This is a genomic window from Streptomyces sp. NPDC025793 (genome assembly GCF_055558375.1).
On sequence record NZ_JBVHMR010000045.1, the window covers coordinates 1 to 23,150 of the forward strand.

The following is a 23,150-nucleotide window of genomic DNA, read 5'->3' on the forward strand; positions in this document are numbered from 1 at the left end:
CGACTCAATTTGCTCGACCGTCAGCACATCAGCACACAGTCACATCAACGACAGGCGACGTTGATCGTCACCCCAGATGCGGTTGCAGTACTAGGCGGGCGAGGAGCGCGGTGATCCGGGCGTCGATCCGGTCGGCCGCGGAGGTGAGGTGGTCGATCTCCTCCAGGTGGTGGCGGCACATGGCGTGGTGGTCGGTGAACTGCCCGTCCAGGGCCTCGATCAGCGCCGGGACCTTGCTGCGGGCCCGGCGGACGGCGAGTTCGGCACGTGCCCCGGGATCGCGCTCACCGTTGATGAGCGCGCCCAGAATGGCCCGGCCGTCGGCCGGGTGATGTCGGAGAGCACCGAGGAAAGCTTCATCCCGGTGTCCTCCTCAGTTCCTTCTCCAGGCGCTGGGCCTCCTGCCCGCAGGCGGTGGCCAGTTCGGTGCATCGGAGGGTCAGGCCGCGCAGCTCGCGGATCTCCCGCTCGGACACGAAGGAGCCCATGACCATGCCCGAGGCGCCGGCCCGGCCAGCAACGCGGCGTCGCTGGGATCGCTCATGTGCCCGCGGATGCCCTTGAGGTGGGCCGGGTTGACCAGCGTCAGGTTCAGATGCGGCTGCAGGGTGCAGTAGAGATGGCGCCAGTAGTCCGAGGTGGCCTTGAGCACCACTACCTCGACCCGGCGTTCGAGCAGCCAGGCCGGCAGAAGGCGGATCTCGGCGCCGCGGGGCCCGGCTCAAGGCGGCGGCGATGGGCGGCTCGCGCGGTGGGCTGAGCAGCAAGGTCCGTCTCGCGGCAGACCGTGGATGCCGCCCGCTGGCGGTCGTGCTCACGCCTGGGCAGGCCGCCGGCAGTCCCCGGTTCGTCGCGGTGTTGGAGAAGGCCAAGGTGCGCGGACCGGTGGGCCGTCCGTGCACCAGACCGGACGCGGTGGCTGCCGATAAGGCGTAGTCCTCGCGGGCGAACCGCGCCTACCTGCGCAGACGTGAGATCAAGGCGGTCATCCAGGAGAAAGCCGATCAGGCTGCGAATCGCAAGAAGTGTGCCAGGATGGCGGTCGACTGGTGGTCCATGGCGCTGAGCAGTACAAGGAGCGCAACACGGTGGAACGCTGCATCAACAAGATCCGGGCATGGCGGGTCACGGCCAGCGCCACGACAAGACGCCCGCGAGCTACGCGGCGGGGCACCAACTACATGGATCCATCATCTGGATGCGCAGCCTCAACCCGGGGCCGTGGTCGCGGCGCCTGGCTGGCAAGCCGGACGCCGCCACCGCGCACGTCAGGCCGGCGAGGTAATCGGTCGGCCGAGGTGCCGGGCGAAGAACCGGACCGCGCTGTCGGCCTCGAACCGGGGCAATTCCTTGTGCTTGCCTGAGTTCACGTGCAACGACTTCTCCTTCGAGGCAAAGGCGTCGAATAGCGCGAGACCCTCCTGGCGCGAGATGTGCTCGTCGTCCCACTGCATGTCGAACTCGATCGGGATGGTGATCTGCTTCGCCTTCTCGGCCAGGACGTCGGGCCAGTGCTGACCGAAGACCGCGGCCGTGATCCTGGGTTCGATCGCCACGAACGGTATGCCAATCGCGGTGCCCATGTTGATGCCCCAGAAGCCGACCTGCCCGTTGGGGCCGATTTCCGGGAGCTCCTGAAGGGCGTCCAGGGTCGCCTGGTACTCGGGTACGGCGAGCTCCGCCAAGTAGTCGTTGTAGCGCACGACGATCGGGCCTTCCGGTTCGCCCGCCGCCCTCGCCCGGAACAGCTCGGCGATTTCCGCCTCGTCGTGTGCCGTGCGCGGCCGGTCGCCGTGACCGGGCGCGTCGATGACGGCGACGTGGAAGCCGCAGCCGGTCACGAGGAGTCGGGCGCGGCCGGACATCGCCGGGTGCTTCTTGTGGTTGCCGCCGCCGTGGGCCATCAGAACCAGGGGCGCGCGATCGGCCGCGTCGGAGGTCGGCGACCAGAGGACGCCGGGGACGTCGCCCACGGTGAAGTCGCGTTCGAGCATGCCGCTCGACGGCAACTCGGCGGTGAACTGCAGAGAGTGCATAGGTGTTGCCCTTCGGGAGTGCCTTGTTGGCGAGGCGCTCCCGGCGACATCTACGTCAATTGCCGACCGTGACGGGAAGGTGGAGCACCCACGTCGATACAGCGTTCATGGGTCTCACCTCCTGGGGCGGTGTCACGGGCGACTGAAAGCTACCAGCCCGGTGATCATCCCTTCAACCCTTTTCCTGGTGGGTCATCAGGACTCCAGAAACGCCCTGATCGGCTGACTCCACCGCACCCGCGGAGTTCGGGAAGATTGCTCCCGTCCCCGCGCTGCGAGGACACTCCGATCATTGGCTCCGCATGGCCTCCCGCGCCCAGTCGGCCTTGGTCTGGGTGAAGCAAGGTCGAGGAGGCCCGCCAGCGGTGGATCCACTTGTGCGCGGTGGGCCGCGATATGCCCATCTCGGCCGCCACATGAGCGACGGGACGGCCGGACAGGACGCGTTCGACCAGGATCCGTCTGCCGTGAACGGTCAGACGGGCATTACGGTGGGACACGAAGACCTGCGTGCGGTGCAGCTTAGGCACCTCCACCACACCGAAGGTCTTCGCCGTGATCAAGACCTCGGCCCTGTTGACAACGCTCGTGATCAATACATCTAGGACGCGCCGTCGCTGGCTGTCTCGCTGCGGTGGGACTCGAGGCGTTCGGCTGCTTGCTTGCTCCATGCCCGGATGACTGATGTCTGCTCGGGCGTTAGTGAGTCGAGGAAGTGGCGGCGGATGTTGCCGCCGTGCACGAGGATGGCGTTCTGGGCGGCGCGGCGGCCCTCGGTGGTCAGCCCGATCCCCGCGCGGCGACCATCGGCTCCGTACCGGGTGCGATTGACGAAACCGCGTTTTTCCATGCGCGTCAGCTGATGTGAGACGCGGCTCTTGTCCCAGTCGAGCGACTCGGAGAGCTCGCCTACACGCATCTCGCGGCCGGCTGCCTGCCACAGTGTCACCAGCACGCTGAACTCGGCCTTCGAGATGTCGCAGTCACGCTGCAGACGACGCTCCAGCTCCCTGGTGAGCAGGCGCTGCGCCCGCATCCAGGTATCCCAGAACTCCCACTCCTCGGGTTCCAGCGATCGAGTCTCCTTCATATCGCCGAGGATACCGCGACCAGCAGAGTTGTCACATCAACACTCTCCAAACTAGAGTTGACGTATCAACTCTTCCGGAAGGGGAGACCATGACACTTCGCATCGCACTCATCCTCGGAAGCACCCGCCCCGGACGTCGCGGTGACCAGATCGCCGCCTGGGCACTGGAGGCCGCCCGTGCCCACGGCGGCGCCGTCTACGAACTCATCGACCTCGCTGACCACAACCTCGGCAACCTCGATGAGCCCGGCAACCCGAACCTCCAGGAGTACCAGCACGACCACACCCGCGCCTGGGGCGCCCTCATCGACAGCTTCGACGGCTACGTGTTCCTCGTCCCCGAGTACAACCATTCCTATCCCGGAGCCCTGAAGAACGCCCTGGACTACGTCTACCGGGAGTGGAACGACAAGGCCGCAGGCATCATCAGCTACGGCGGCTGGGTCGCCGGGGCCCGGGCCGCCGAAGCGCTGCGGCTCGTCCTCGCCGAACTCCAGGTGGCCACGGTCCGCGCCCAGCCCACCATCTCGACACACCCCTCGTTCCACACCGGCACCTTCGCCCCCCAGGAGGGCCTCGACACTGCCCTGGGCGGCATGCTCGATCAGGTGATCGCCTGGTCCGGCGCGCTGCGCGGGGTGCGCCAGGCCAAGACACAGACGGCCACGGCTGCATGAGGCCAAGTTCGTGGCCGATCACGTGACAGGACGTGGCGGGCTGACGGATGCTGCACGGCAGGCGCTGCAGCCCCTACCGCCGGCCGCCGACGGACCCGGCCGTCCGCGGCGCAACCTGCCGGAACACTACGGACCATGGCCGACGGTCCAGACCCGGCCGCCGACCTGGTCAAGGTCCCGGCGGCGGACTCCACCAAGACCGCGCTCCGGGCCGGATCCGTGGTGAACTTCGGCAGCGGGCTTCATGAGCGGCTCAGTTGGCGAGTCCCGCCGGATGGAGGGAGCGCTGGTAGGCGAGGGCGCACTGCCAGGGGGAAGCCGGTGGAGGGAGTGCTCTTCGCACTGGTCTCTGGTGTGGTCAGCGACTCGCGTCGGTGTGGGTGAGCATGACGATGTCGTCCTCGTGGAGGCTGCCGGCGATCACCGTTCCGCGATGCTCGGCGACGCTGGTTACGAAGCCGTAGTCGACTTCGTCCGTGCGTAGGTCGTGGACAAGGCGGCCGGAGAGGTCGAAGGCCATGACCCAGGCGAGGGGGGTGGGCTTGGGGCGTACGGCCTCGGGCAGGTTCCACAGCAGGATCCGCAGGAATCCCGGCAGGGGGAGCAGCGTGTCGAGGAGTGCGTTGCGGGGCGCGGCGATCGCCACCCACACGAGTCCGTCGCTGCCCAGACTCATGTTGTCGGGCGTGCCGGCGAGGTTCTCGGCGAATGGTTCGACGGTGTCGGCCTTCGGGCCGGTGAGCCAGTAGCGGCTCACCCGATAGCCGGCGGTCTCGGCCACGAGCAGGTAGGACTCGTCCGGGGCGAGCACGAGGCCGTTGGCGAACTTGAGACTGTCGCGCAGAACGGTGACGGTGTTGTCGGGGTCGCGTCGGACGAGCATGCCTGTGCAGGAGTGTTCGACGATGTCGCCGAGATGGTGTTCAAGGTCCCAGCGACGGGTGGAGACGGTGAACCAGACGGTTCCGTCCCGGCTCTCGACCGCATTGCTGGCGAAGGTGAGCGGCTTACCGGCGACGGTGTCGACGAGGACGTCGACCGATCCGTCGGCCCCCATGCGCAGCAGTCCGCGGTCGTGGTCGCACACCAGGACGCTGCCGTCGCCGGACAGTTGGAGTCCCAGAGGCCGGCCGCCGGTGTTGCCCAGCACTGTGCGTGCGCCGCTGGCGAGGTCGAGGCGAATGACGCTGCCGTCGCCGAGACCGGCGAGTACGCGGCCCTGCCGGTCGAAGATCACGTCTTCGGGACCATGGCCGCCGCTCGCGAGTCGGCGGGCGATGGAGAAGCGGCCCGTGACAGGGCTGCGCCCTGCGTCGTCAGGGGCCGGGGGCGGGGTCCAGCGGCGAGGCGAGATGAGGCGGCGGGTCACAGTCACGGCGCCAGTATGGGCCAGCGTTCGCAAGCGCTGGCAGATTGCGGGAAACCGCCGGAACGCATCTGGGGAAATCGGGCCAACGGCGCCTACGGTTACCCGGGAACCCTCGACGGGCCGATTCTCGCAAGATGCCCGGCCGCCTGGCCGAGCTGACTGCCCACGGGACCGGGACAGGGGGTTCAGCCGGTAACAGCCGCGACAGCCTTGACCACTGGCGCGTCTCCACCTGCCAGCTCCTGCGTCCGCTCGACCGCTCCGGCTCATCGAGCAGGTGCTGCTCGACATCACCGGCTGGACGCCGGGCGAGATCGACACCGACGTCTTCCATGGACCGAGCCTGGGCAGTTCGGTTCCGGCGGCCGGGCGCTGTACGACCCGCGCCCGGGCAACCCGGCCTGCTGGGACCGGGATGGCGACATCCCCTGATCGCCCTCCCCTCGGCCGGGTGAAGACACCGTACGGGCAGAACTTCCCCTGGATGCCGGGTCGTAGTGCCGTGCATGGACCCGATCCACGACACGCATGTGAGCGAACCGGGCCCGCTCGTCGTCGACGTCCTGTTGACTGAACTAAAAAATGTCGGGGATTTTCGATCACGGAGGACTGGATGAGCGTTGCAGAGGCCTACCTGGGCGCCGCGGGGCAGGCAGTAGCACTGTTGGAGGCGTCGGAGGTTGCCACGGCGTGGGAGCAGCCCAGTGCGTTGGCCAAGATGACCGTCGGCGGCTTGGCCGGACATCTCGCCTATCAGATCTTAAGTGTCGGCTCTGCCCTGCAAGTCGGCGTCAACTCGGCCCTGCAGGAGGCCCCTGCCCAAGAGGTGCCGATCCCTCTGCTGGAACACTACGCCCGAGCTGCCTGGATCGATACGCCTCTCGACGGGGAGGTCAACGCCGGCATCCGGGCGAAGGGGGAGGGAATCGCGTCCCAGGGGTCGTTGTGGTTGGCAGAGCTTGCCCGTACCTCGTTCGTCGAGCAGCGGACCAAGCTCGCGGAGTGTGCAGGCGACCAGCCCGTGTTCATGCCGCAGACGGGATGGGCGTTGCGTCTCGATGATTTTCTGGTCACCCGGATGTTGGAGCTCGCCGTGCATATGGACGATCTCGCTGTCAGCGTGGGGCTGGCCGTCCAAGAGCTCCCGGAGGAAGCTTTCGATCTGGTGCTTGTGCTGTTGGCTCGTCTCGCTGCCCGACGGCATGGCCAAGGCGCGTTGCTGAGAGCATTGGCCCGATTGGAGCGAGCGCCCGCGGCGATCAACGCGATATGACTCGCCGCAGGCGATCAGCGGCGTGCTGCGCCATGGCCTGCCGGTACGCGGCGTGGAGAGCGTCGGTGCCGGTGGCGTCCGGGCTGCGGTGAGCGGGGCAGGGGATCGGCAACTGCTCCATAACGGGAATCGTGACAAAGCCATGCCGCTCTCGGCTGTGTTGACGGGGCGGACTGCCGGAGCCGCCATGCGACCGCACCAAGCTTGCCGCCTTCCCCCATGGCTGACCTGGGCCTGATCAGTACGGTCGGGTCGTTCGGTCCAGGCGGACGACGACGATGGCGATGTCGTCGCCTGCGCCGCTGGCGAGGCCCAGGCGGGCGAGGAGGGCGTCGGCGAGGTGTTCCGCGCCGAATTCGGCGCAGGTGGCGAGAGTGGAGGTCAGGCGGGTCAGGCCGGCGTCGATGTCCTCACCGCGGCGTTCGATCAGGCCGTCGGTGTAGAGGACGAGGGTGTCGCCGGGAGTGTAGGTCGCGTTGGCCTGGGGGCGGGGGACGTGTTCGGGGCGGGCGCCCAATGGTGGGTCGGTGGCCTGGTCGAGCAGCTCGCAGGAGCCGTCCGTGTGCAGCAGGACGGGCGGGGGGTGGCCGGCGCTGCTGTAGATGAGCAGGTGGCTGTGGCAGTCGACGAGGACCTGGACGGCGGTGGCGGCCAGTGCTCCTTCGACCGAGCGGGCGTACAGTCCCAGGACCTCCAGGGCTTGGGCGGGGCCGTGGACGGCGCGGGTGGCGGCGCTCAGTGCGCTGCGGAGCCTGCCCATGATCGTGGCGGCCATCAGCCCGTGGCCGACCACGTCGCCGACCGTGACGGTGAAGCGGTCCGCGGGCAGGTCGACCGCGTCGTACCAGTCGCCGCACACGTTCAGTGATCCGGTCGCGGGCAGGTAGCGCACGGCGATATTCGGGTGCCGGGCCAGGTCCGGGGAATGGAGCATGGCTTCTTGGAGGGCGACGGCGATGCGCCGTTCACGGGCGTGGGCCTGCCGCAGTTCCTCGTTCAGCTGCTGCAGCTGCCGCGCCCGGGCGTACAGCTCGGCCTCCATGGCCGCCTCCCGGCCGGGGCTGATCGACGGCGGGTGCGCGGTACGGTGGGCACGGACGACGTCGGTCATGTCCTCGGACCGGTGGATGATCCAGGCGACCTTTCCGTCCGTGCCAAGGACTGGCACGTTGATCGCGGTCCACCACCGCTCCTTGAACACCTCGGGATTGCCCTGGACCGGGATGTCGTACTTCTGCAACGCCATGTGATCGGTCTGGCCAGAGGACAGGACACGGTGCAGTGAGGCTTTCAGCGTGCACACCCCGTCAGCCTCCGGGTCGGCGGGGTTGTCCGGGAAGACATCGAAAAGGTACTGCCCGAGCAGCTCGACCCGGCTCCGTCCGGTCACCTCGCAGAAGGCCCAGTTGGCAGCGGCGATCGCCAGGTCCGTGCCCAGCACCAGGCACGGGCTCGGAAGGGCGGCGAACACCCCCGGGTAATCAATCTCCGGTGTCACACGCATTCCCTGCCAGCGGCTCCCTCTTCAATCTTACGGAAGTCCAGCTCCCGCGCCCGCCGGGCCTCGCTCGTGAGCAGCGGGTTGTACCGCTGCCTCGCGGCCGGTGTCGTGGGATGGAGTACGACCGCGTCCCGGGAAGAGGCCTCCGCATGGCCAAGCGATGTGTCGCCCGGCGCCGACTCGTAGGCTGCAGCCATGACCCAGATCCAGAGCCCGACGACCCGCGACGCCTTCGAGCTGCTGCTGGCCGGTAACCAGCGCTTCGTCGCGGGCACCCCTGAGCACCCGAACCAGGACGCCACCCGCCGCACCGAGATCGCACCGTCCCAGCAGCCCTTCGCCGTGCTGTTCGGCTGTTCCGACTCCCGGCTGGCCGCCGAGATCATCTTCGACCGCGGCCTGGGCGACTTGTTCGTGGTGCGCACCGCCGGCCACGTCATGGGACCGGAGGTACTGGGCAGCATCGAATACGGCGTAGACGTGCTGGGCTGCCCGCTGGTCGTGGTCCTCGGACACGACTCGTGCGGCGCGGTCGGCGCGGCGTGCGCCGCGCTGGAGGACGGCATGACACCGGCCGGGTACGTCCGGGACGTCGTCGAGCGGGTGACGCCCAGCGTGCTGGCGGCGCGGGCCGCCGGAAAGGTCGAGCCCGAGGAGATCCTCGCCGAGCACATAAGGCACACCGTCGACCTGCTGCTGGACCGCTCCCGGGTGCTCGCCGAGAAGGTCGCCGCCGGGCAGGCGGCCGTGGTGGGCCTGTGCTACCGCCTGGCCGACGGCAGCGCGCAGCTCGTCGCGGCCCGTGGCCTCGATGTGGCGGTGCCCGCCGCGTCCTGACCGCCACGGCCGTGGCTGCTCGGGCACGCCACCAATCCGATGCTGGTCACGCGGAGGTCCGGGGCCCCGCGGCGCGGCGGAGCCGGTTGGCGATCGCCAGTCCCAGCCCGTCCTCCACCGGCAAGGAGGCGACGATGAGGTCGCACCCCTGCTGGTCGAGTTCGCGCAGGAACCCGTACAGTCCGCGCGCATAGGCAGCGGGCGAACCGGGGACCGTCACCACGGCGTGCGCCTTCACCGGAGCGTCGGCGAAGGCGGGAGGAAGAAATACCCCAACCCGCTGCCCCAGCTCCTGCGCGAGCTCCGCTTCGGCGACGACCTGCTCGGGCTCGACGAGGACGACTCGCGCACGCGGCGCGTAGTGCGACGGATGCTGGCCCGGCACGCGGACACGGCTGGTCGAGGGGACCGCGAGCGGGCACCCGAGCACCGCTTCAAGGTCCTCTCGCGTCACCCCGCCGGGACGCAGGATGCTCGGGATCTCGCCCGTGGCGTCGACGATGGTCGACTCGACGCCGACCGAGCAGGGACCACCGTCCAGCACGAAGTCGACCGCCTCCCCGAGCTCGGCACGGACGTGGTCCGCCGTGGTGGGGCTCACCGAGCCGAAGCGGTTGGCGGACGGGGCCGTGACACCGCCGCCGAAGGTCGACAGCAGCGCGAGGGCGACGGGGTGATCGGGCACGCGCACGGCCACCGTCTCCAAGCCGCCCGTCGCTTCGAGGGGCACCCGGCGACCGCGCCGCAGGACCAGCGTGAGCGGCCCAGGCCAGAAGCGTTCGGCCAGCAGGCGCGCCGTCGCCGGCACGTCCTTGACCCAGTCGTCCAGATGCTCCGCGCCGCCGATGTGGACGATCAGCGGGTGGGAGGGCGGACGTCCCTTGACCTGGAAGATGCGCGCGACGGCGACGGGGTCCTCGGCGTTGGCGCCCAGTCCGTAGACGGTTTCGGTCGGGAGGGCCACCAGGCGGCCGGCGCGCAGCACACGGGCCGCCTTCTCGATGTCACTGGTTCTTGCCGTCACCTTCGCAATCCTAGACGAGTAGATCCGAAGTGATCAGTGGTCGAAGGCGATGAGCGGCCGGGCGTCTGGTGCGCCGGTCTTGTTGTTGTGCCAGATCCCGGCTGCCGTCGCCAGGACGCGCTGGGCGACGCGGATGGCGACGCCCTCAATGGTCCGGCCGCCGTGTTGTTCCAGGTCGAGTCGGCCCTTGAGGGTGTCGTCGACCGACTCGATCAACTGGCGGACCTTCTTGAGCATCGGTTCGCCGTACCGTTCGGTGGATGCAGGTCACGGACAAACCGGTCCGGCTTCATTGGCGGCATCGTGCGAGGCTGCCCACGGATGAGGCAGTTCCGCCCCAGGGGCCGCGGGTGACACCGGTGCCAGGGACACCGAACCCGATCATGGGTAAGCCGACGCCGGGCCTGAAGTACGCGGCGCCGACACGGGCGCACTGCGAGACGGTGCTGCGCACTTTCTACGATTTCCATCGCGAGGAGGGCACCGGCCCGCTGCTGAATCCGTTCCCGCTGGATCGTTCCCGACGTGGTGGCCGAGCTCATGCTCACCACAACCCGCTGGAGCCGTTCTCGGGTGAGCGGCAGGGCGCTACCGGCCCCGGGTGCCGCGCCGTATCCCGCGGCGGATCCCCGATGGCCTGTTCGACGCGCTGTTCGCGGCGTTGAAGCATGATCGGGACAGGGCGCCGGTGGCGGCCTGGGTATCCACCGGCGCCCGGGCTGAGGAACTGCTGGCGGGACGCCAGGCGGATGCGGACCCGGGCCAGCAGCTGATCGGCGTGGTCCGCAAGGAATCGCGGGAAGACCAGGACCTGCCGGCCGCGCCGGATGTGTTTCTGTGGTTGCGGTTGTATCAGCAGAAAGCGTGGGAGCTGGGCGTTCCTCGCGGAGCGCGGTTGCCGTTGTGGTGGATGCTGCGTCGGCCGTGGCGTCCGCTGACGTATCACGCGGCGCGTGCGGTGTTGTTGCGGGCCAATGCCCTGCTGGGGTCGAACTGGTCGCTGCACGACCTGCGGCATACGGCGTCGAATCGGATGGCGCGCGACCCTGAGCTTCCGCTCTCACATGCGCAGTGGGTTCTCGGCCACGCTCATCTGTCCACGACGGAGATCTATTCAGCGGCGGGCTTGGAGGAGATCCTGCAGGAGGTGAGGGCGTGTCATGCCCGACAGGCTGAGCGACGTACGGCGCCTCCTGCTCCAATGGCATCCGGCTACAACCCGGCCAGTTTGGACGTGCTGTTCTCGTCGCCGTCCACGCCCTGGCCCACCAAGACCTCCCGCACCTGCTCCTGGACGACCTCGACCGGGCCCGCGGCCGCCTGCGCGTCCGCCGCCCCGGCCGGCCCGACCACCACCTCTACCTCGACGAGACTGGCGTCTCGGCTTCCTCAAGGTGCTGTGCGGGCTGTCGGAGGACGAAGAGGTGGTGATCGACCAGCCGACCGATGAGCAGAAGGCGAAGGTCAACGCCTGGCTCGATCCGATCATCAGCCAGCTCGGCCACCGGGGAGCAGGGAGGACTTCCAGGCGCTGTTCCTCCAGCGGCAAGGTGAACTCGTCACCGGCGCCGACGGGCCCGCCCGTGTCAGCGTTGCTACTCATCCGGGCGACGGCGTGTTCCTTCGCGACCTGCCGTGGCCCCTGGAGCAGATCCAGTACCCCAGGCTCAAGGTGCCGATCGCGATCAACTGGCCCCGCCCGAGCTGAGATCCGGGTCTCCGGCCTGCCCCAAGCCCAGCCCCGCCCGTCGCCGATGGGCGGGGCTGGGGCGTTTGTGCGAGAGCGAGCCCGAGTCTGCGCGACAGCAGCGGCCCGGGAGGATGTTCGGGTGACTGCTGATTCGTTGGTTCTCTTCACCGTGCTGGAACCCGATGCGCCTGTGCTCGCATGGGCAGGGGATGGTGCCGACGAGTACCGCGTCGGCGATGCCCGCATGGTGCGCGGAACCGCCGCGACTGTGGTGATCACGGTTGGACGGCTGAAGCGACGCCGCGGCGGCAAGGACTCTTTCGTCGACTGGGTCAGCAAGACAGTCCAGCTGGCCCGGACGTCGCGTCGCTTCTTCGATCCGCCCGACAGGGATCGGGCCGTCGAGGACGTCGACGACGAACTGGGACGCGGCGCATGGCTTCGAACTCGTCTCGTGAGTCGTCGTTCAGCACCGTGTGCATATCAGGTGACGGATGCTCAGCGATGGCTGGGCCCGCCGGTCAGTCGATGCCTTCGATGATGCGGAAGTCGCGCTCGAAGCCGTCGGGGAGGGCCACCAGCGCCTTCTGGTATGCCTCGCTCTCGTATGCCGCGACGGCCTGTTCAAAGCTGTCGAACTCGATCAGAACGACGCGTTGCGTGATTCCGGCCTCGTGGGCGACGACTCGACCGCCACGGGACAGGGTCCGCCCGCCCGCAGCCCGGACAGCCGGACCCGCCAGCTTGTTGTAGGCAGTCAGCCCCTCAGGGTCGGAAGTGGCGGGGTAGACGCTGGCCCAGTAGCCCTTAGCCATGGAAACCTCCTGTGTCCGGCCGGACACGTCCGACTTCGGATTGACACTCGGATCGATCGATCCCGGCGACGCGTACCACCGTCAGTTGACTCGACATATGCGCAGGTTAGAGCTTGATGTGCGGTCGAGGGAAAGACCGGTACGGGATAGACTCAGAACGGACCGTTATCAATCGGCAGGGAGGGCACGTGGCGCCGGATACGGTGAGCCTGCGGTACTTCCTGGTGCTGGCACAGGAGTTGAACTTCACCCGCGCGGCCGCACGGATCGGTATCGCACAGCCCGCACTCAGCGCCCGGATGCGCCGATTGGAGGCGGAACTCGGTACGGCCCTGCTGGTCCGCAACACGCGTAGCGTCGTATTGACCACGGCCGGTGCGGCTTTGGCGGAGTCCGCGCCGCCCGCGCTGGCGGCGCTGGACCGGGCATGGGACACCGCCCGGAGCGCGGCAGCCGGTGAACTGGGCACGCTGCGCATCGGATACAGCCTCAGCACCGGGGCCGAGACGGCACCGGCCCTGGTGGACGGGCTGATTCGCGGCAACAGCGGACTCGAGGTCGGCGCGGTCCCGATGGCGACACCGGAGATCTCCCCCGCCGTCGCCGACGGCCGCATCGATGCCGGGATCACCCGTGGTGAACAGCCGGGCCGTGGCGTGCGCCGGTTCCTGCTGCGGCGTCAGCGCGTCGGGGTCCAGCTGGCGCAGCACCATCCGCTGGCCGAACACCCGGAGATCGAGATCGCCGACGCGGCCGCGTATCCGCTGCGACTCCCGGACCGTGCGGCCAACCCCGTGATCCACGACCAGCTGTCCGCACTGTTCCGAGACACCCGACCACACCCCCGATTCCACACGCCCGCAGTCTCTTTCGACATGTCTCAGCGCGACCTGCGCGACGGGGTCACCCTCGCCCCGGCCGGAGAAGCCGCGGTCACGGCACAACCGGCCGGTCTCACCTGGCGACCGCTGCGGGGCGCGCCCAGCCTGACGATCCACCTGGTCCTCCCACGCGAGCAGTCGCCGCTGCACCGCCGCATCCGTGCCGTCGCCAAAACCCTGGCGCACGAGCTGCACTGGCTGCCGGACTGACGCGCAAGAGGTCAAGCGAGACGGACGCCTGCGGTGGCGAGGCCGAAGACCTTGCGCCCGGCGGACTTCGCGGTGATGACGACGGCGGTCTTGCTGAATGTCCGACACGACCTCGCTACGCCGGCGGATCGGCATCCGACGATGGCCCCGGGTCCGGTCCGAGTCGTACACCGCGGCGACGTCCTCGCCCAGCCCGAGATCTCGGCGGAGACCTCGCCTTCGCCGACGCCGAACCGGACAAGCACGTAGCCGGCGGGAATGGCCGCCGTCAACGGCGTCCATGACGTCGGCCGATGCTTACGACCTTGGGAGCCATATCAGCTCCCGGATCTGCCTGGCGGCTTGGGGTTCCGCACGATCAGGACGCCGCTGAGGAGGAGTGACGTCGGTCAGGCGGTTCGCGGTCGCCGCAGTCTTGACCGGCGCGTCCTGGTCAGGGAGTGGACCTCAGCGGCGGTGCCTGCCACGTCATTCCGGACGGCTGGAGTAGGGGCGAGGGCTCGGGTCCGGGGTCATCGGTGTCGACGACTCCGGCGGCCGTGTGGTCGAAGTCGGCGGGCCAGCGGGTGTGCTCACTGGCCGGGGCGCCGGTCAGGCGTGCTTCGACAAGGTTGGCGGTGCTCAAGTCGGTGCCGCGCAAGTCGGCCATGCGGAGGTCGGCGCGGTGGAAGACCGCGCCGTGGGCGTCGGCCTTACGCAGGTTTGCCTCGCGCAGGTCGGTCTCGGTGAAGTCGGCGTCACGCAAGTCGGTTCCGACCAGCTTCGCGGCCCGTAGGTCGGCCAGAATGCAGCGAGCCCGGCGGAGAATCGCAGTCGTGAGGTCGGCGTGCCGCAGGTTGGCCGAGACCAGGGACGCCTGGGTCAGATCGGCGCGGTACAGGCTCGCCGCCTCCATGCAAGCGCGGTCGAAGTCGACCTCGGGGAACCACAGTCCGTCGCAGTCGGCCCGGCGCAAGTCGGTGATGCTGAGATTGACCCAGGACTGCTCCCGGTGCTGACACAGAACGCCGAGCGCGGTCAGCGCCACTTGGGCGTCGGCGGCGCGGGTCTCCAGGGGTGCGATGTCGTTGATGGGCACGTCTGCCGCCGGTGATTCCGGCCCGGCGGGTGGCCAGGGCAGGTGTGTACGCAGATACGCGGCCTCGATGGAGATGATGGCCTCCCGGTCGCGGGCGGACTGCTCCGCGATCCGCCACAGCGCGTGCAACCCGCCGATGCGCACATCCAGCTTGCCGCTGCCGAGCTGGTCGACGGCCCGGCTGAATCGATCGGTGACGTAGCCCTCCTGGGTGGCGCGCAAACCGTCCTGACTCACCCGCAGTTGCCGCCAGGTGGCGTACGCGCCGAAGAGCACGACCAGGCCGCCGACCACCTGCAGAAGCGTCGTACGGACATCGTTCACCGCCTTCAGGCGATCCTGCGCGCCGACGCTCGCCCCGTCGAGATCGTGGTCGACCACCACCCCCGGCAGTACGACGAACAGCGTGCCCAGAATGACCAGCCCCGCCCCGGCCACACGACCCCTGACCAGCCCGTCGTGCCACGCCCGCCGCCCGCGGTCTGGTTCGCCCATCTCCATGGGCATGGGAGCCGAGGCGCCGCTCAGAAGACGATCAAGAGTGCTGTGCCACTGGCACGTAACATGAGAACGGCCGTACGGGTTGGGTGAGTTGTGAAGCTTACCTGGGCCCCGTGCGCCCTGTTCCCACCCTGCCCTGTCCGGCATCTCGCGCGCACACTCCGGTGAGTTGCTCGAAGAACTCGCGCCCCAACTCGCCTCACCCGCCGCCGCGGGTCTCTTCGACCGGGCGATCATCGAGAGCGGCCCGTGCACCGGCCGCGCCGGCCGACCCTTCGCCCCGTCCTCCGTCCCGCTGTCCACGGCGCGTACCGCGGGCGCGGACCTCACGGCGAAGGTCGGCTGCGACACCGCCCACGACGTCATGCACTGCCGGCGGCGCGTGTCCGTCGCCCGCCTGCTCAAAGCCCAGACCACCGACCAGCAGCCCGCATACGCCACGCCTCTGCTGCCCCGTGACCCCACGGCGGTCATCGCCGCCGGTCGCTTTCACCATGTGCCCGTACTCCTCGGCAACAACCACGACGAGGGCAACAGCTGGGCCGCCGGGATCATCCGGGCCGGTCACCCCGTCCCCCCGGGCACCTGGCCCGATGTCGCAGCCACCTTCTTCCCCGCCGCGGGGGAAGCTAAGGCGATCGTCCGCGTATACCCGGTGCAACCCACCGACGGCGGCCCGGCCTTCGGCGCGGTCATCGGCGACGCCGACCTCGCCTGCCCCACCGCGCGCACGGACACCCTCCTCGCCCCCCAAGTGCCCGTCTGGCGCTACGAGTTCGCCGACCAGCATGCCCCGCCGCTCACCCCCGGCACGCCACCGTTCCCCCTAGGCGCACCACACGCGAGCGAACTGCCCTACCTGTTCGACCTCGGCGGCCGCCCCCGCAGCCCGACAGCGGCACAGCACCGCCTGGCCAACACCATGATCGACTACTGGACCCGCTTCGCCCGAACCGCCGACCCCAACGGCCCGTCCCCGCCGCACTGGTCCCGCCAGACGACACAGTCCCTGGCACCCGACCGCATCGTCCCCACACACACGACGCAGACCCGCCACCACTGCATGTTCTGGAACGCCCTCGGGTGACCACCGGGACAACCACCGTCGAGGACCTCACCCAACCGCACAACTGGCCCGCGACCCACCACAAACCCGCCCCGCCCGCCACCACACCGGCCACCCCACCCAGAACCGTTCGCCGACTCGGCACGCCGGCACGACGGTCTAGGAGAGCCGGGTGCGCGGCTCAAGACAGACCGCCCCGGGCTTCACCAGCGATGACTGTGCCTGGCGAGCCCCTACTGGTTCGTCCGTGGCTCGGCGGACTGCCCGCGCCGGACGTTCGCCGAGCCGTTCGCGCAGTTCACGACCCCGTACGCACACTCCACCAGCCGTCTCAACCGCGCCCTGGAACGCGTCGGGCCGGCACTGGCCGGACGAGCCGGCTCCCGGCTGGCTGTCCAACTCGGTTTCGACGCCGGGAGGATGACCTTGCCGCGCCGGGTCATGGCGCTTCGGATCCGCTGTCCAGCATGCCGCCCGTGCTGGGTGCGGACGATTTCGCCACCCGGCGCGGTCAGTCGTACGCCACTGTGATCACGGACGGCGAACGCCACCACCCGATCGACATCCTGCTCGGACGTGAAGCGGGACCGCTCGCCGCATGGCTCATCGCGCATCCCGGCGTGGAGATCGTGTGCCGGGACCGGGCAGGCGCCTACGCGGGAGGGGCCCGGCGCGGTGCCCCTGACGCTCTCCAGGTCGCCGACCGGTTCCATCTGTGGAAGGGACTCGGCCGAGCCGTTGAGACTTGCGTCGGCACGGCGGTTGGCCGAAGGCTGCACGAGCGTCATGCAGCTGCACCGTGAACTGCTGGCCGAGAACGCCCCCGTCACCTATCAGATGGTCCGTGCCCACATGGCCGGCCTGCGTGCCTCTCCGTCTCAGGCACCGCCATCACCGACAGCGGGAGACGGGCTGGCCCACCCGCCGTCCCATGGCCCTGGGCGAAGAGGATCGTGCCGGCCTCAAGGACGTTCTGGCCCGCTGCCCCGAACTGGACACCGCAGCCGGACACATCCGCGAATTCGGCGAGATCCTCACCGACCGCCGCGGCGCATGCTCCCCACCTGGACCGACGCTGTCGACGCCGGCCAACTCCCCGGCCTCACCGGCTTCGCACTCCACTTGCTTCGAGACATCGACGCCGTCACCGCCGGGCTCACCCTCACATGGAGCTCCGGCGGCATCGAGGGCGCCGTGAACCGCATCAAGAAGATCAAGAGCCAGCTCTATGGGCGTGCGGGATTCGAACTGCTCCGCAAGATGATCCTGCTTCAGCGGCGGTGCGCGACCACTCCCCAAGATCTGTGCCAGAACCTGGAATTCACCGGCATCGAGGCGCTGGACTTCGACCTGTGGACCCCAGGAGGATCAGGGCCAGGAAGCGCAGTTGTGACTCAGCACTTCACCTGGCGAGTGAGCAGTTCGCCTGGCGGGGCTGAGCCCTCCAGTCGGCGAGCTGAGCATTGCGGCATCTCAGCGAGTCGATCTCTGTTCGGGGCCGGGGCGGGTGTCGTTGCAGAGCGGCCGCATAGGATCGCCGGCATGGCACTGCGACCTGTCATGGTGAACATAAAGGCTCTTGACCCCTCGGCAGTCGGCAGGTTCTGGGCGGAGGCGCTGGGCTGGAGTGCTTACAGCCCCGGCGTGACCACCTACGTCGGACCCGCTGGCGGCCTCGTCTGGCCGGACCCGGTCTTCGTCGGCATCAACGTCGTCCCCGTCCCGGAACCCAGGACATCGGCAAAGAACCGTGTACACCTCGATCTCGCCACCGCCTCTGCGGCCCATCAGGCGGAGTTGGTCGCGCGCCTGAAGTCTCTCGGTGCGACGCCCGCCGACGTGGGCCAGGGTGTGGTGCCGTGGACGGTCCTCGCCGACCCCGAGGGCAACGAGTTCTGTGTGCTGGAGCCTCGGGAGATCTACCGGGACACCGGGCCGATCGCCGCGGTGGTGGTCGACTGCGCGGATCCGCGGGCCATGGCCCGGTTCTGGGACGAGGCGATGGACTGGACCCTGCACGAGGTGAGTGACGATCAGGCGGTGTTGCGCTCCGCCAAGGGTGTCGGCCCGTATCTCGAATTCCTGCGCACGCCCGACGTGAAGACCGTTCCGGACCGCGTCCATCTCGACCTGCTGCCGTACCCCGGTGACGACAAAGCAGCGGAGGTGGCCCGGCTGCGGGCCCTCGGCGCCACTGACCTCGACCTCGGCCAGGGCGACGTTCCTTGGACGTGCCTGGCCGACCCGGAGGGCCACGAGTTCTGCGTCCTCGCCCCGTCGTGACGCGGAGCCTCAGCGACTCCCCGACGCGTGAGCCTTGTGTGCTCATGGGCCCTGACCCCAGGTGGGTTGGGCTGCGGCGTATCGGTCGATTCGGGCGGCGATAGCTGTTCCTGTTTGCGATCCTCGGAGCGCGTATGAGCGGTGCTTCCAGCGTCGGTGTCGGACCACGTGGCGGCCTTGTCCGCGTCAGCATGATGCCGGTGACCGTGACGCGCTACGCACTCTTTGCTGAGCGTGTACGCGTCACGGTCGCCGGCATGCTGTGGCGCCGGAAAAGCGCGGCCCGGCTACGCGGCTTGGGTGAGTTCGGCGTGGCCGAACAGCAGCGCGTGGCCGGAGGGGAGCTGTTGCAGGATGCGGGTGATGAGGTCGGGGCCGGCGTAGGCGGCGACGGCGGAGAAGACGGATCCGGTGTCCCAGCGGGTGGTGGCCAGGGAAGCGCCGGTGCGGGCGGCGAGGTCCTTGACGAAGGCCCAGCCGCCCAGCGGCTGGGTGTCGGGGATCTGGGCGGTGAGGATGCGCGCGGCTTCGACGGGGAGGCGGGCGGCCAGTTCGACACGTTCGTCGCCGGTCAGCTGGCGTCCCAGTCCCGAAAGGACGAGGCGGACGGCTTCCTCGGCCTTCTCCCGGGTGGGGTAGGCGCCGTCGTAGCGGACCTTTTCCAGCATGTGCTCGTACGCCCTGCCGTAGGGCTGCTGGAGCGGTGCGCTGTGGTCGGACATCACTGCGGTGGTTGCCTTTCTGTCACCAGGTCGTGGTGGCCGGTGTGCGGTCACCGGGGGTGGGTGGTCAGGTTGGCTGGGGACGGCCGAAGAGGAGGTCGTAGCCTGCGGGGAGCTGGAGCAGCATCTGTTCGAGGAGGTCGTCGCCGGTGGCGTCTGCGACCGTGGACAGGACGGCGCTGACATCCCAGGCCGCGGTCTGTTCGGTCGCGCCCTCGATCCAGGCCGCGGTCGCGCGCACGAACCGCTCCGGGGTCAGCGGCTCGGCGCTCTGCAGCGGGTTGAGCAGGATCAGGGCGAAGTCCTCCGGCAGACGCGCCGCCAGCTGGGCGCGTACCTCGCCGACCAGGTGTGCGCCCAGCAGGGCGAGCACCACGCGGGTCGCGCGTTCGGCTTCCTGCGGGGTCTTGTACTCGCCGCGTTCCTTCACATGGTCGAGGAACGCTTCCCGTCGCACCGTCATGTCGGCCGTCATCCCTTCCTCGGTCCACAAAGGCGCGGAGGACAGGCCCCGGGGGGAGATCAGGTACCCGTCCTCCGCCGCTGGTCAGCCCTCATCGGGTCTGGCTCAGCCGGAGATCTCCCTGCGGCCCGATCCGACGCCGATGGCGATCTTGCGGGGCTTGGCGCGCTCGGCGATCGGGATGCGCAGGGTGAGCACGCCTGCGTCGTAGTCGGCCTGGATGTGCTCGGTGTCCAGCGTGTCGGCGAGGACGATCTGGCGGGAGAAGACGCCCAGCGGCCGTTCCGACAGTTCCATCTGCACGTCGTCGGACTTCGTCGCGGGTCGGCGTTCGGCCTTGACGGTCAGCATGTTCCGTTCGACGTCGATGTCGATCGCGTCCGCGCTGACGCCGGGGACGTCGAAGGCCACCACGTACTGGTCACCCTCGCGGTAGGCGTCCATCGGCATCGGGGACGGCCTGGACCAGGTGCCCGGTCCCATCAGCTGCTGGGCCAGCCGGTCCAGCTCACGGAAGGGGTCAGTGCGCATCAACATCGGAAAACACCTCCAGCAGGTTCGGGCAGTTGCTGCCAATGCGCCTCACTGAAACCGTTGTAACATGTCATCCAATGGATGACAAACATGGTGTCGTCCAAAGGATGACTACCTGAGGGAGGCGCCTATGACCCCGGCCGACCAGCCGGCACCGTCCAGCGCCGACACGCCGAGCCCGGCGTCATTCCTCGCCGCCGCGGCAGCCCTACAGGCCATAGACGACGCCCTGCATGCCGCCCGTCATGAGGTCCCTGGGACTGCCGAGACCCGCGACGTCGGCCCGGAACAGGCACTGGCCTGTCTCCTGCTGCTGCGCCAGGTACGCGAACAACTCGCGGGGTGGGAAAACGGCCTGATCGAAACCGCCCGCCACGCGGGAGCCGGCTGGGCCGACCTCGCCCGCCCGCTCGGCGTCGCCAGCCGCCAGCCGCCGAACGCCGTTACCTGCGGGGTCGGCCCGGCCCCGCCGGAACCACCGGCGAACAACGCGTCCAGGCCGCCCGTGAACGCCGCGCCGCCGAACGCGCCACCGCCGCCTGGGCCCGCCGCAACGCAGCCGGCCTACGCCGCATCGCCGGCCAGATCACCGCCCTCACCGACCTGACACCGGCGGCCCGCACCGCTCGGTCAGCTCCACGCAGCCCTCGCCCACGACGACCCCGCCGACCTCATCCACCCCCTCCACGCCACCCGCCCCCACCTCACCCCCGACCACCCCGACCTCGCTGCCCAGCTCGATGCCCTGACGAACCCCGCCACGAACCCGGCGGCCCCTCACCCGAACCGAGATGCGGGATCGACCGTGTGATCAGGCGGCTTCCTCCATCGCGTAGCCATGGACGACTGTAGAAAGAGGGCAGGACGGACCTGCTTCCCGGCCGGCAGGACATGCCGGAGCACGAAGCGCTGAAGGCGGCGGCTGCTGAGGCCGAAGAAAGGGTCGATGTCGGGGCGGACACGATCGCCTTGTCGCGGGTGAAGGCCAGGGTGCCGAGGCCGAGGTGATCGAGGTAACCGCCGGTTACGTAGTCCCCGCCGCCGCCGTCGGGCCTGGCCTTGACGGCGAGGGCGGTCACGTACGGCGCGTCGAGGCCGCGGCGGTTCACATAGTGGTAGTAGAGGCTTTCCCGAATCGGGTGTATGTGGCCGCCGCCGCTCTCGGACGCCTCCGTGAACGTCTCCTACCCCTCCCACGCGCCGGGCGCGCCCTGATGCCAGGTCCAGGTGGTGAAGGGGACGTCATGGCCCAGGTTCCATTTGCCGGGCGCTGTCACGTTGTCGGGTGTGTGTCCGACGGTGCGTCGGGGCATGGTGGGCACCCGGTTCGGGCCTGTGCTCAGGCCGTGGTGGGTCGGCCGGCAGCGCTGGTGATCTGCTCCCGGACGGCGAAGCGGACGGTCATCTCGGCGCGGTGGTCGGGTGCGGTCACCAGGTGGTGGTGGGGCCGGAAGTGGGGTGAGACGCCGCTGAACGCGGACAGGGAAAGCTGGGCCGCACCGAACCCCAGACCTACGGCACCACCCCCAGCCAATGACGGAGGCTCTCCCAGCAGGGCCGGTTCATGGCCCCGCAGGATGATCCGGGACCAAGCCCCGCCTGACACCTGGCAGGCAACGACGACGTGCGCCTGGCATACACACTTTGAGCGGCCGGTTTGCGTTTTCAGGCAGCGGTCGGGGCGGCCAGCGAAGGGTAGTGCTCGGCCTCGCATTCCTCAGGTGGGAGGCCGAGGGCGGAGTGTACGCCGCAGCCAGGTTACTGACGCTGTCGAGTGCCACACCCACTACCCCTTCCCTGGAAGGCGGTGGGGAGTGTAGCGGGGGTGTGGCATGCGTGGGACCGTCTTGGAGGGGCCGTCCTCACCAACGTGTGTCCGCGCTGCATATAAGCACAACGCCGTGCGCACGCTTGGGGGTTGAGCTGCTAGCAGACGACGGATTTCGGCCGGGTGTGAGATCCACGAGGGCGGGTGTGTCGGCCTCGGCACCCCCCTTTGTGCGCTCCTGGACAGTCATCACTGCGAGGAACGCATGGGCGAGTACGGCGAACGTGATGTGCCGATACCAACCTACGTAGCGGCCTGGACCTCGTACTGGTCCGGGTGTTCACGACGGTGCGCAGGTGCCGTTCCTTCATGATGAGTAGGCGGTCGGTGCGCTCGCGGCGGGCGGTGCCGGCCCAGCGTTCCGGGAAGGCGTTTTCCTTCGGAGATCTCGGCGGGCAAAGCAGCACCTGCACGCCCGCGTCGGCGAGCACGGCGTCGAAGGCGGCGGAGAACTTCCCGTCCCGGTCGACGCAGGAAGAACCGGACGACGACGGCCGCCGCCGCGAAGCAGCCCACGAGTGCATGGCGGCGCTGGAGGGTGTGCGGTGGGCCGGCGGTCAGTCCAGACTGCTCAGCAGCGTTCGGCCCTCCTCCCGGGCGGCGGCCACCGCCGGCTCTCCGAGCCCACACAGGCGCAGGCACGACGACGCGATGGCCTCGGTGTCCGCCGCATCCGGCTCACGGGAGCGCCGGATCTGGATGACGACTTCCACCAGCTGGATCAGCAGTTCACCGAGTCGCTCGGCGGGCAGGCCGCGCACGACGTCCTCGGTCGCCGCCAGGGCGCCCAGCGTGCCGTAGCTCTGCTGCAGACGGCCCCGCTCGGCCCGGAAGGCATCGAACCGCTCGGCCTGCACTTCCGGCAGCAGATAGAGCGTGCCGATGTTGTACGGAGTGCGGGAGAGGGTGCGTACGTCCATCGCGGCCACGGCGTACAGCGCGGCGGCCGGATTCGCCCGCTCGGGCACCAGGGCCCGGATCCGGTCCACCATCTGCAGACTGGGCCGCACGGACGTCGCCAGCAGTTCGGCGAGGATCTCCTCCTTGGTGGCGAAGTGGTAGTAGAGCGAGGCCTGCCTGATGCCGACCCGCTCGGCGATCATGCGGGTGCTGGTGCTGGTGATCCCATGGTCGACGAAGAGTGCCCCGGCGGCGTCGAGGATCTGTTCGCGGGCGGAGGCGCCGGGGTCGGACGGCGGCGTGTGCCGGGGCCTGCCTTGCCGGGGACGCGTCGTCGTCATGACCCCATCCTGCCACCACGTGTCCGCCCGG

General features: G+C 69.2%; 23 protein-coding genes and 4 pseudogenes. 12 read left to right on the top strand and 15 right to left on the bottom strand.

The features are described 5' to 3' along the window. Positions 1–356 precede the first annotated feature (356 nt). Positions 357–488: a hypothetical protein gene (locus tag ACZ4MF_RS41230; RefSeq protein ID WP_467498472.1), complete on the bottom strand. Its 132-nt coding sequence runs from the start codon at positions 486–488 to the stop codon at positions 357–359. A 214-nt stretch (positions 489–702) separates the two neighbouring features. On the opposite strand from ACZ4MF_RS41230, the pseudogene ACZ4MF_RS41235 reads away from it, so the two are divergent. After that, positions 703–1,210: pseudogene (locus tag ACZ4MF_RS41235) on the top strand (transposase); the annotation flags it as partial. A gap of 58 nt (positions 1,211–1,268) precedes the next feature. Here ACZ4MF_RS41235 and ACZ4MF_RS41240 read toward each other — a convergent pair. The 3 genes from ACZ4MF_RS41240 to ACZ4MF_RS41250 all read right to left on the bottom strand — a co-directional run bounded on the left by ACZ4MF_RS41240 (position 1,269) and on the right by ACZ4MF_RS41250 (position 3,126). Further along, complete coding sequence (locus tag ACZ4MF_RS41240; RefSeq protein WP_467498474.1) at positions 1,269–2,036, bottom strand: alpha/beta hydrolase family protein; 768 nt, start codon at positions 2,034–2,036, stop codon at positions 1,269–1,271. A gap of 164 nt (positions 2,037–2,200) precedes the next feature. Further along, a complete protein-coding gene (locus ACZ4MF_RS41245; protein WP_467498543.1) occupies positions 2,201–2,536 on the bottom strand; it encodes a helix-turn-helix domain-containing protein in 336 nt (111 codons plus the stop codon). Between the two features lie 101 nt (positions 2,537–2,637). Beyond that, the gene (locus tag ACZ4MF_RS41250; RefSeq protein ID WP_467498476.1) at positions 2,638–3,126 is read right to left on the bottom strand and encodes a MarR family winged helix-turn-helix transcriptional regulator; all 489 of its coding nucleotides are present in this window, start codon (positions 3,124–3,126) and stop codon (positions 2,638–2,640) included. Positions 3,127–3,215: 89 nt separating this feature from the next. On the opposite strand from ACZ4MF_RS41250, the gene ACZ4MF_RS41255 reads away from it, so the two are divergent. Next, complete coding sequence (locus ACZ4MF_RS41255; protein WP_467498478.1) at positions 3,216–3,803, top strand: NADPH-dependent FMN reductase; 588 nt, start codon at positions 3,216–3,218, stop codon at positions 3,801–3,803. A 358-nt stretch (positions 3,804–4,161) separates the two neighbouring features. Here the strand turns inward: ACZ4MF_RS41255 and ACZ4MF_RS41260 are convergent, their stop codons facing one another. Further along, complete coding sequence (locus tag ACZ4MF_RS41260; protein WP_467498480.1) at positions 4,162–5,178, bottom strand: SMP-30/gluconolactonase/LRE family protein; 1,017 nt, start codon at positions 5,176–5,178, stop codon at positions 4,162–4,164. A 607-nt stretch (positions 5,179–5,785) separates the two neighbouring features. Between ACZ4MF_RS41260 and ACZ4MF_RS41265 the strand changes: the two genes are divergently transcribed. Then, positions 5,786–6,445, top strand: coding sequence for a maleylpyruvate isomerase N-terminal domain-containing protein (locus ACZ4MF_RS41265; protein ID WP_467498482.1), 660 nt, complete (start codon positions 5,786–5,788; stop codon positions 6,443–6,445). Positions 6,446–6,683: 238 nt separating this feature from the next. Here the strand turns inward: ACZ4MF_RS41265 and ACZ4MF_RS41270 are convergent, their stop codons facing one another. Further along, on the bottom strand, positions 6,684–7,943 hold the full coding sequence (locus ACZ4MF_RS41270) for a PP2C family protein-serine/threonine phosphatase (RefSeq protein WP_467498483.1): 1,260 nt from the start codon (positions 7,941–7,943) through the stop codon (positions 6,684–6,686). A 198-nt stretch (positions 7,944–8,141) separates the two neighbouring features. Here ACZ4MF_RS41270 and ACZ4MF_RS41275 point away from each other — a divergent pair, with 198 nt between their 5' ends. Next, complete coding sequence (locus ACZ4MF_RS41275) at positions 8,142–8,783, top strand: carbonic anhydrase (protein ID WP_467498485.1); 642 nt, start codon at positions 8,142–8,144, stop codon at positions 8,781–8,783. Between the two features lie 46 nt (positions 8,784–8,829). Here ACZ4MF_RS41275 and ACZ4MF_RS41280 read toward each other — a convergent pair whose 3' ends face one another. Together ACZ4MF_RS41280 and ACZ4MF_RS41285 are read right to left on the bottom strand one after the other, a co-directional pair. Then, positions 8,830–9,807 carry an L-threonylcarbamoyladenylate synthase gene (locus tag ACZ4MF_RS41280; protein ID WP_467498487.1) on the bottom strand — a complete coding sequence of 326 codons (978 nt, stop codon included), beginning with the start codon at positions 9,805–9,807 and terminating at the stop codon, positions 8,830–8,832. 33 nt (positions 9,808–9,840) lie between these two features. Continuing rightward, a pseudogene (locus ACZ4MF_RS41285) lies at positions 9,841–10,032 on the bottom strand (IS982 family transposase); the annotation flags it as partial. A 376-nt stretch (positions 10,033–10,408) separates the two neighbouring features. On the opposite strand from ACZ4MF_RS41285, the gene ACZ4MF_RS41290 reads away from it, so the two are divergent. The 3 genes from ACZ4MF_RS41290 (at position 10,409) to ACZ4MF_RS41300 (ending at position 12,038) form a co-directional block, all read left to right on the top strand. Next, positions 10,409–11,257 carry a tyrosine-type recombinase/integrase gene (locus ACZ4MF_RS41290; RefSeq protein ID WP_467498489.1) on the top strand — a complete coding sequence of 283 codons (849 nt, stop codon included), beginning with the start codon at positions 10,409–10,411 and terminating at the stop codon, positions 11,255–11,257. Positions 11,258–11,278: 21 nt separating this feature from the next. Further along, positions 11,279–11,515: a contractile injection system tape measure protein gene (locus ACZ4MF_RS41295; RefSeq protein WP_467498545.1), complete on the top strand. Its 237-nt coding sequence runs from the start codon at positions 11,279–11,281 to the stop codon at positions 11,513–11,515. 121 nt (positions 11,516–11,636) lie between these two features. Beyond that, positions 11,637–12,038 carry a hypothetical protein gene (locus ACZ4MF_RS41300; RefSeq protein WP_467498491.1) on the top strand — a complete coding sequence of 134 codons (402 nt, stop codon included), beginning with the start codon at positions 11,637–11,639 and terminating at the stop codon, positions 12,036–12,038. On the opposite strand, the gene ACZ4MF_RS41305 is transcribed toward ACZ4MF_RS41300, so the two are convergent. Further along, entirely contained in the window at positions 12,019–12,312 is a 294-nt protein-coding gene (locus tag ACZ4MF_RS41305) for a DUF1330 domain-containing protein (protein WP_467498493.1), read from the bottom strand. The genes ACZ4MF_RS41300 and ACZ4MF_RS41305 overlap by 20 nt on opposite strands. Before the next feature lie 188 nt (positions 12,313–12,500). Between ACZ4MF_RS41305 and ACZ4MF_RS41310 the strand changes: the two genes are divergently transcribed. After that, the gene (locus ACZ4MF_RS41310) at positions 12,501–13,403 is read left to right on the top strand and encodes a LysR family transcriptional regulator (RefSeq protein WP_467498495.1); all 903 of its coding nucleotides are present in this window, start codon (positions 12,501–12,503) and stop codon (positions 13,401–13,403) included. Between the two features lie 433 nt (positions 13,404–13,836). On the opposite strand, the gene ACZ4MF_RS41315 is transcribed toward ACZ4MF_RS41310, so the two are convergent. After that, positions 13,837–14,982 carry a pentapeptide repeat-containing protein gene (locus ACZ4MF_RS41315; protein WP_467498547.1) on the bottom strand — a complete coding sequence of 382 codons (1,146 nt, stop codon included), beginning with the start codon at positions 14,980–14,982 and terminating at the stop codon, positions 13,837–13,839. 169 nt (positions 14,983–15,151) lie between these two features. Between ACZ4MF_RS41315 and ACZ4MF_RS41320 the strand changes: the two genes are divergently transcribed. The 3 genes from ACZ4MF_RS41320 to ACZ4MF_RS41330 all read left to right on the top strand — a co-directional run bounded on the left by ACZ4MF_RS41320 (position 15,152) and on the right by ACZ4MF_RS41330 (position 18,331). Beyond that, a complete protein-coding gene (locus ACZ4MF_RS41320; protein ID WP_467498497.1) occupies positions 15,152–16,069 on the top strand; it encodes a carboxylesterase family protein in 918 nt (305 codons plus the stop codon). A 446-nt stretch (positions 16,070–16,515) separates the two neighbouring features. Next, positions 16,516–16,851: an ISL3 family transposase gene (locus tag ACZ4MF_RS41325; RefSeq protein WP_467498499.1), complete on the top strand. Its 336-nt coding sequence runs from the start codon at positions 16,516–16,518 to the stop codon at positions 16,849–16,851. A 739-nt stretch (positions 16,852–17,590) separates the two neighbouring features. After that, positions 17,591–18,331: a VOC family protein gene (locus ACZ4MF_RS41330; RefSeq protein ID WP_467498501.1), complete on the top strand. Its 741-nt coding sequence runs from the start codon at positions 17,591–17,593 to the stop codon at positions 18,329–18,331. 287 nt (positions 18,332–18,618) lie between these two features. On the opposite strand, the gene ACZ4MF_RS41335 is transcribed toward ACZ4MF_RS41330, so the two are convergent. From ACZ4MF_RS41335 to ACZ4MF_RS41345, 3 genes are all read right to left on the bottom strand, one after another. Further along, positions 18,619–19,053: a DUF2267 domain-containing protein gene (locus tag ACZ4MF_RS41335; RefSeq protein WP_467498503.1), complete on the bottom strand. Its 435-nt coding sequence runs from the start codon at positions 19,051–19,053 to the stop codon at positions 18,619–18,621. Between the two features lie 67 nt (positions 19,054–19,120). Next, positions 19,121–19,516: a DUF2267 domain-containing protein gene (locus ACZ4MF_RS41340; protein WP_467498504.1), complete on the bottom strand. Its 396-nt coding sequence runs from the start codon at positions 19,514–19,516 to the stop codon at positions 19,121–19,123. 105 nt (positions 19,517–19,621) lie between these two features. After that, positions 19,622–20,053, bottom strand: a complete 432-nt coding sequence (locus ACZ4MF_RS41345; protein ID WP_467498505.1) for an Hsp20/alpha crystallin family protein — start codon at positions 20,051–20,053, stop codon at positions 19,622–19,624. A gap of 127 nt (positions 20,054–20,180) precedes the next feature. Between ACZ4MF_RS41345 and ACZ4MF_RS41350 the strand changes: the two are divergent. Beyond that, a pseudogene (locus tag ACZ4MF_RS41350) lies at positions 20,181–20,861 on the top strand (type III effector protein). Positions 20,862–21,389: 528 nt separating this feature from the next. Here the strand turns inward: ACZ4MF_RS41350 and ACZ4MF_RS41355 are convergent. Together ACZ4MF_RS41355 and ACZ4MF_RS41360 are read right to left on the bottom strand one after the other, a co-directional pair. Then, positions 21,390–21,551, bottom strand: a pseudogene (locus ACZ4MF_RS41355) (IS6 family transposase); the annotation flags it as partial. An 884-nt stretch (positions 21,552–22,435) separates the two neighbouring features. Next, positions 22,436–23,119: a TetR/AcrR family transcriptional regulator gene (locus ACZ4MF_RS41360; protein WP_467498507.1), complete on the bottom strand. Its 684-nt coding sequence runs from the start codon at positions 23,117–23,119 to the stop codon at positions 22,436–22,438. Positions 23,120–23,150 lie beyond the last annotated feature (31 nt).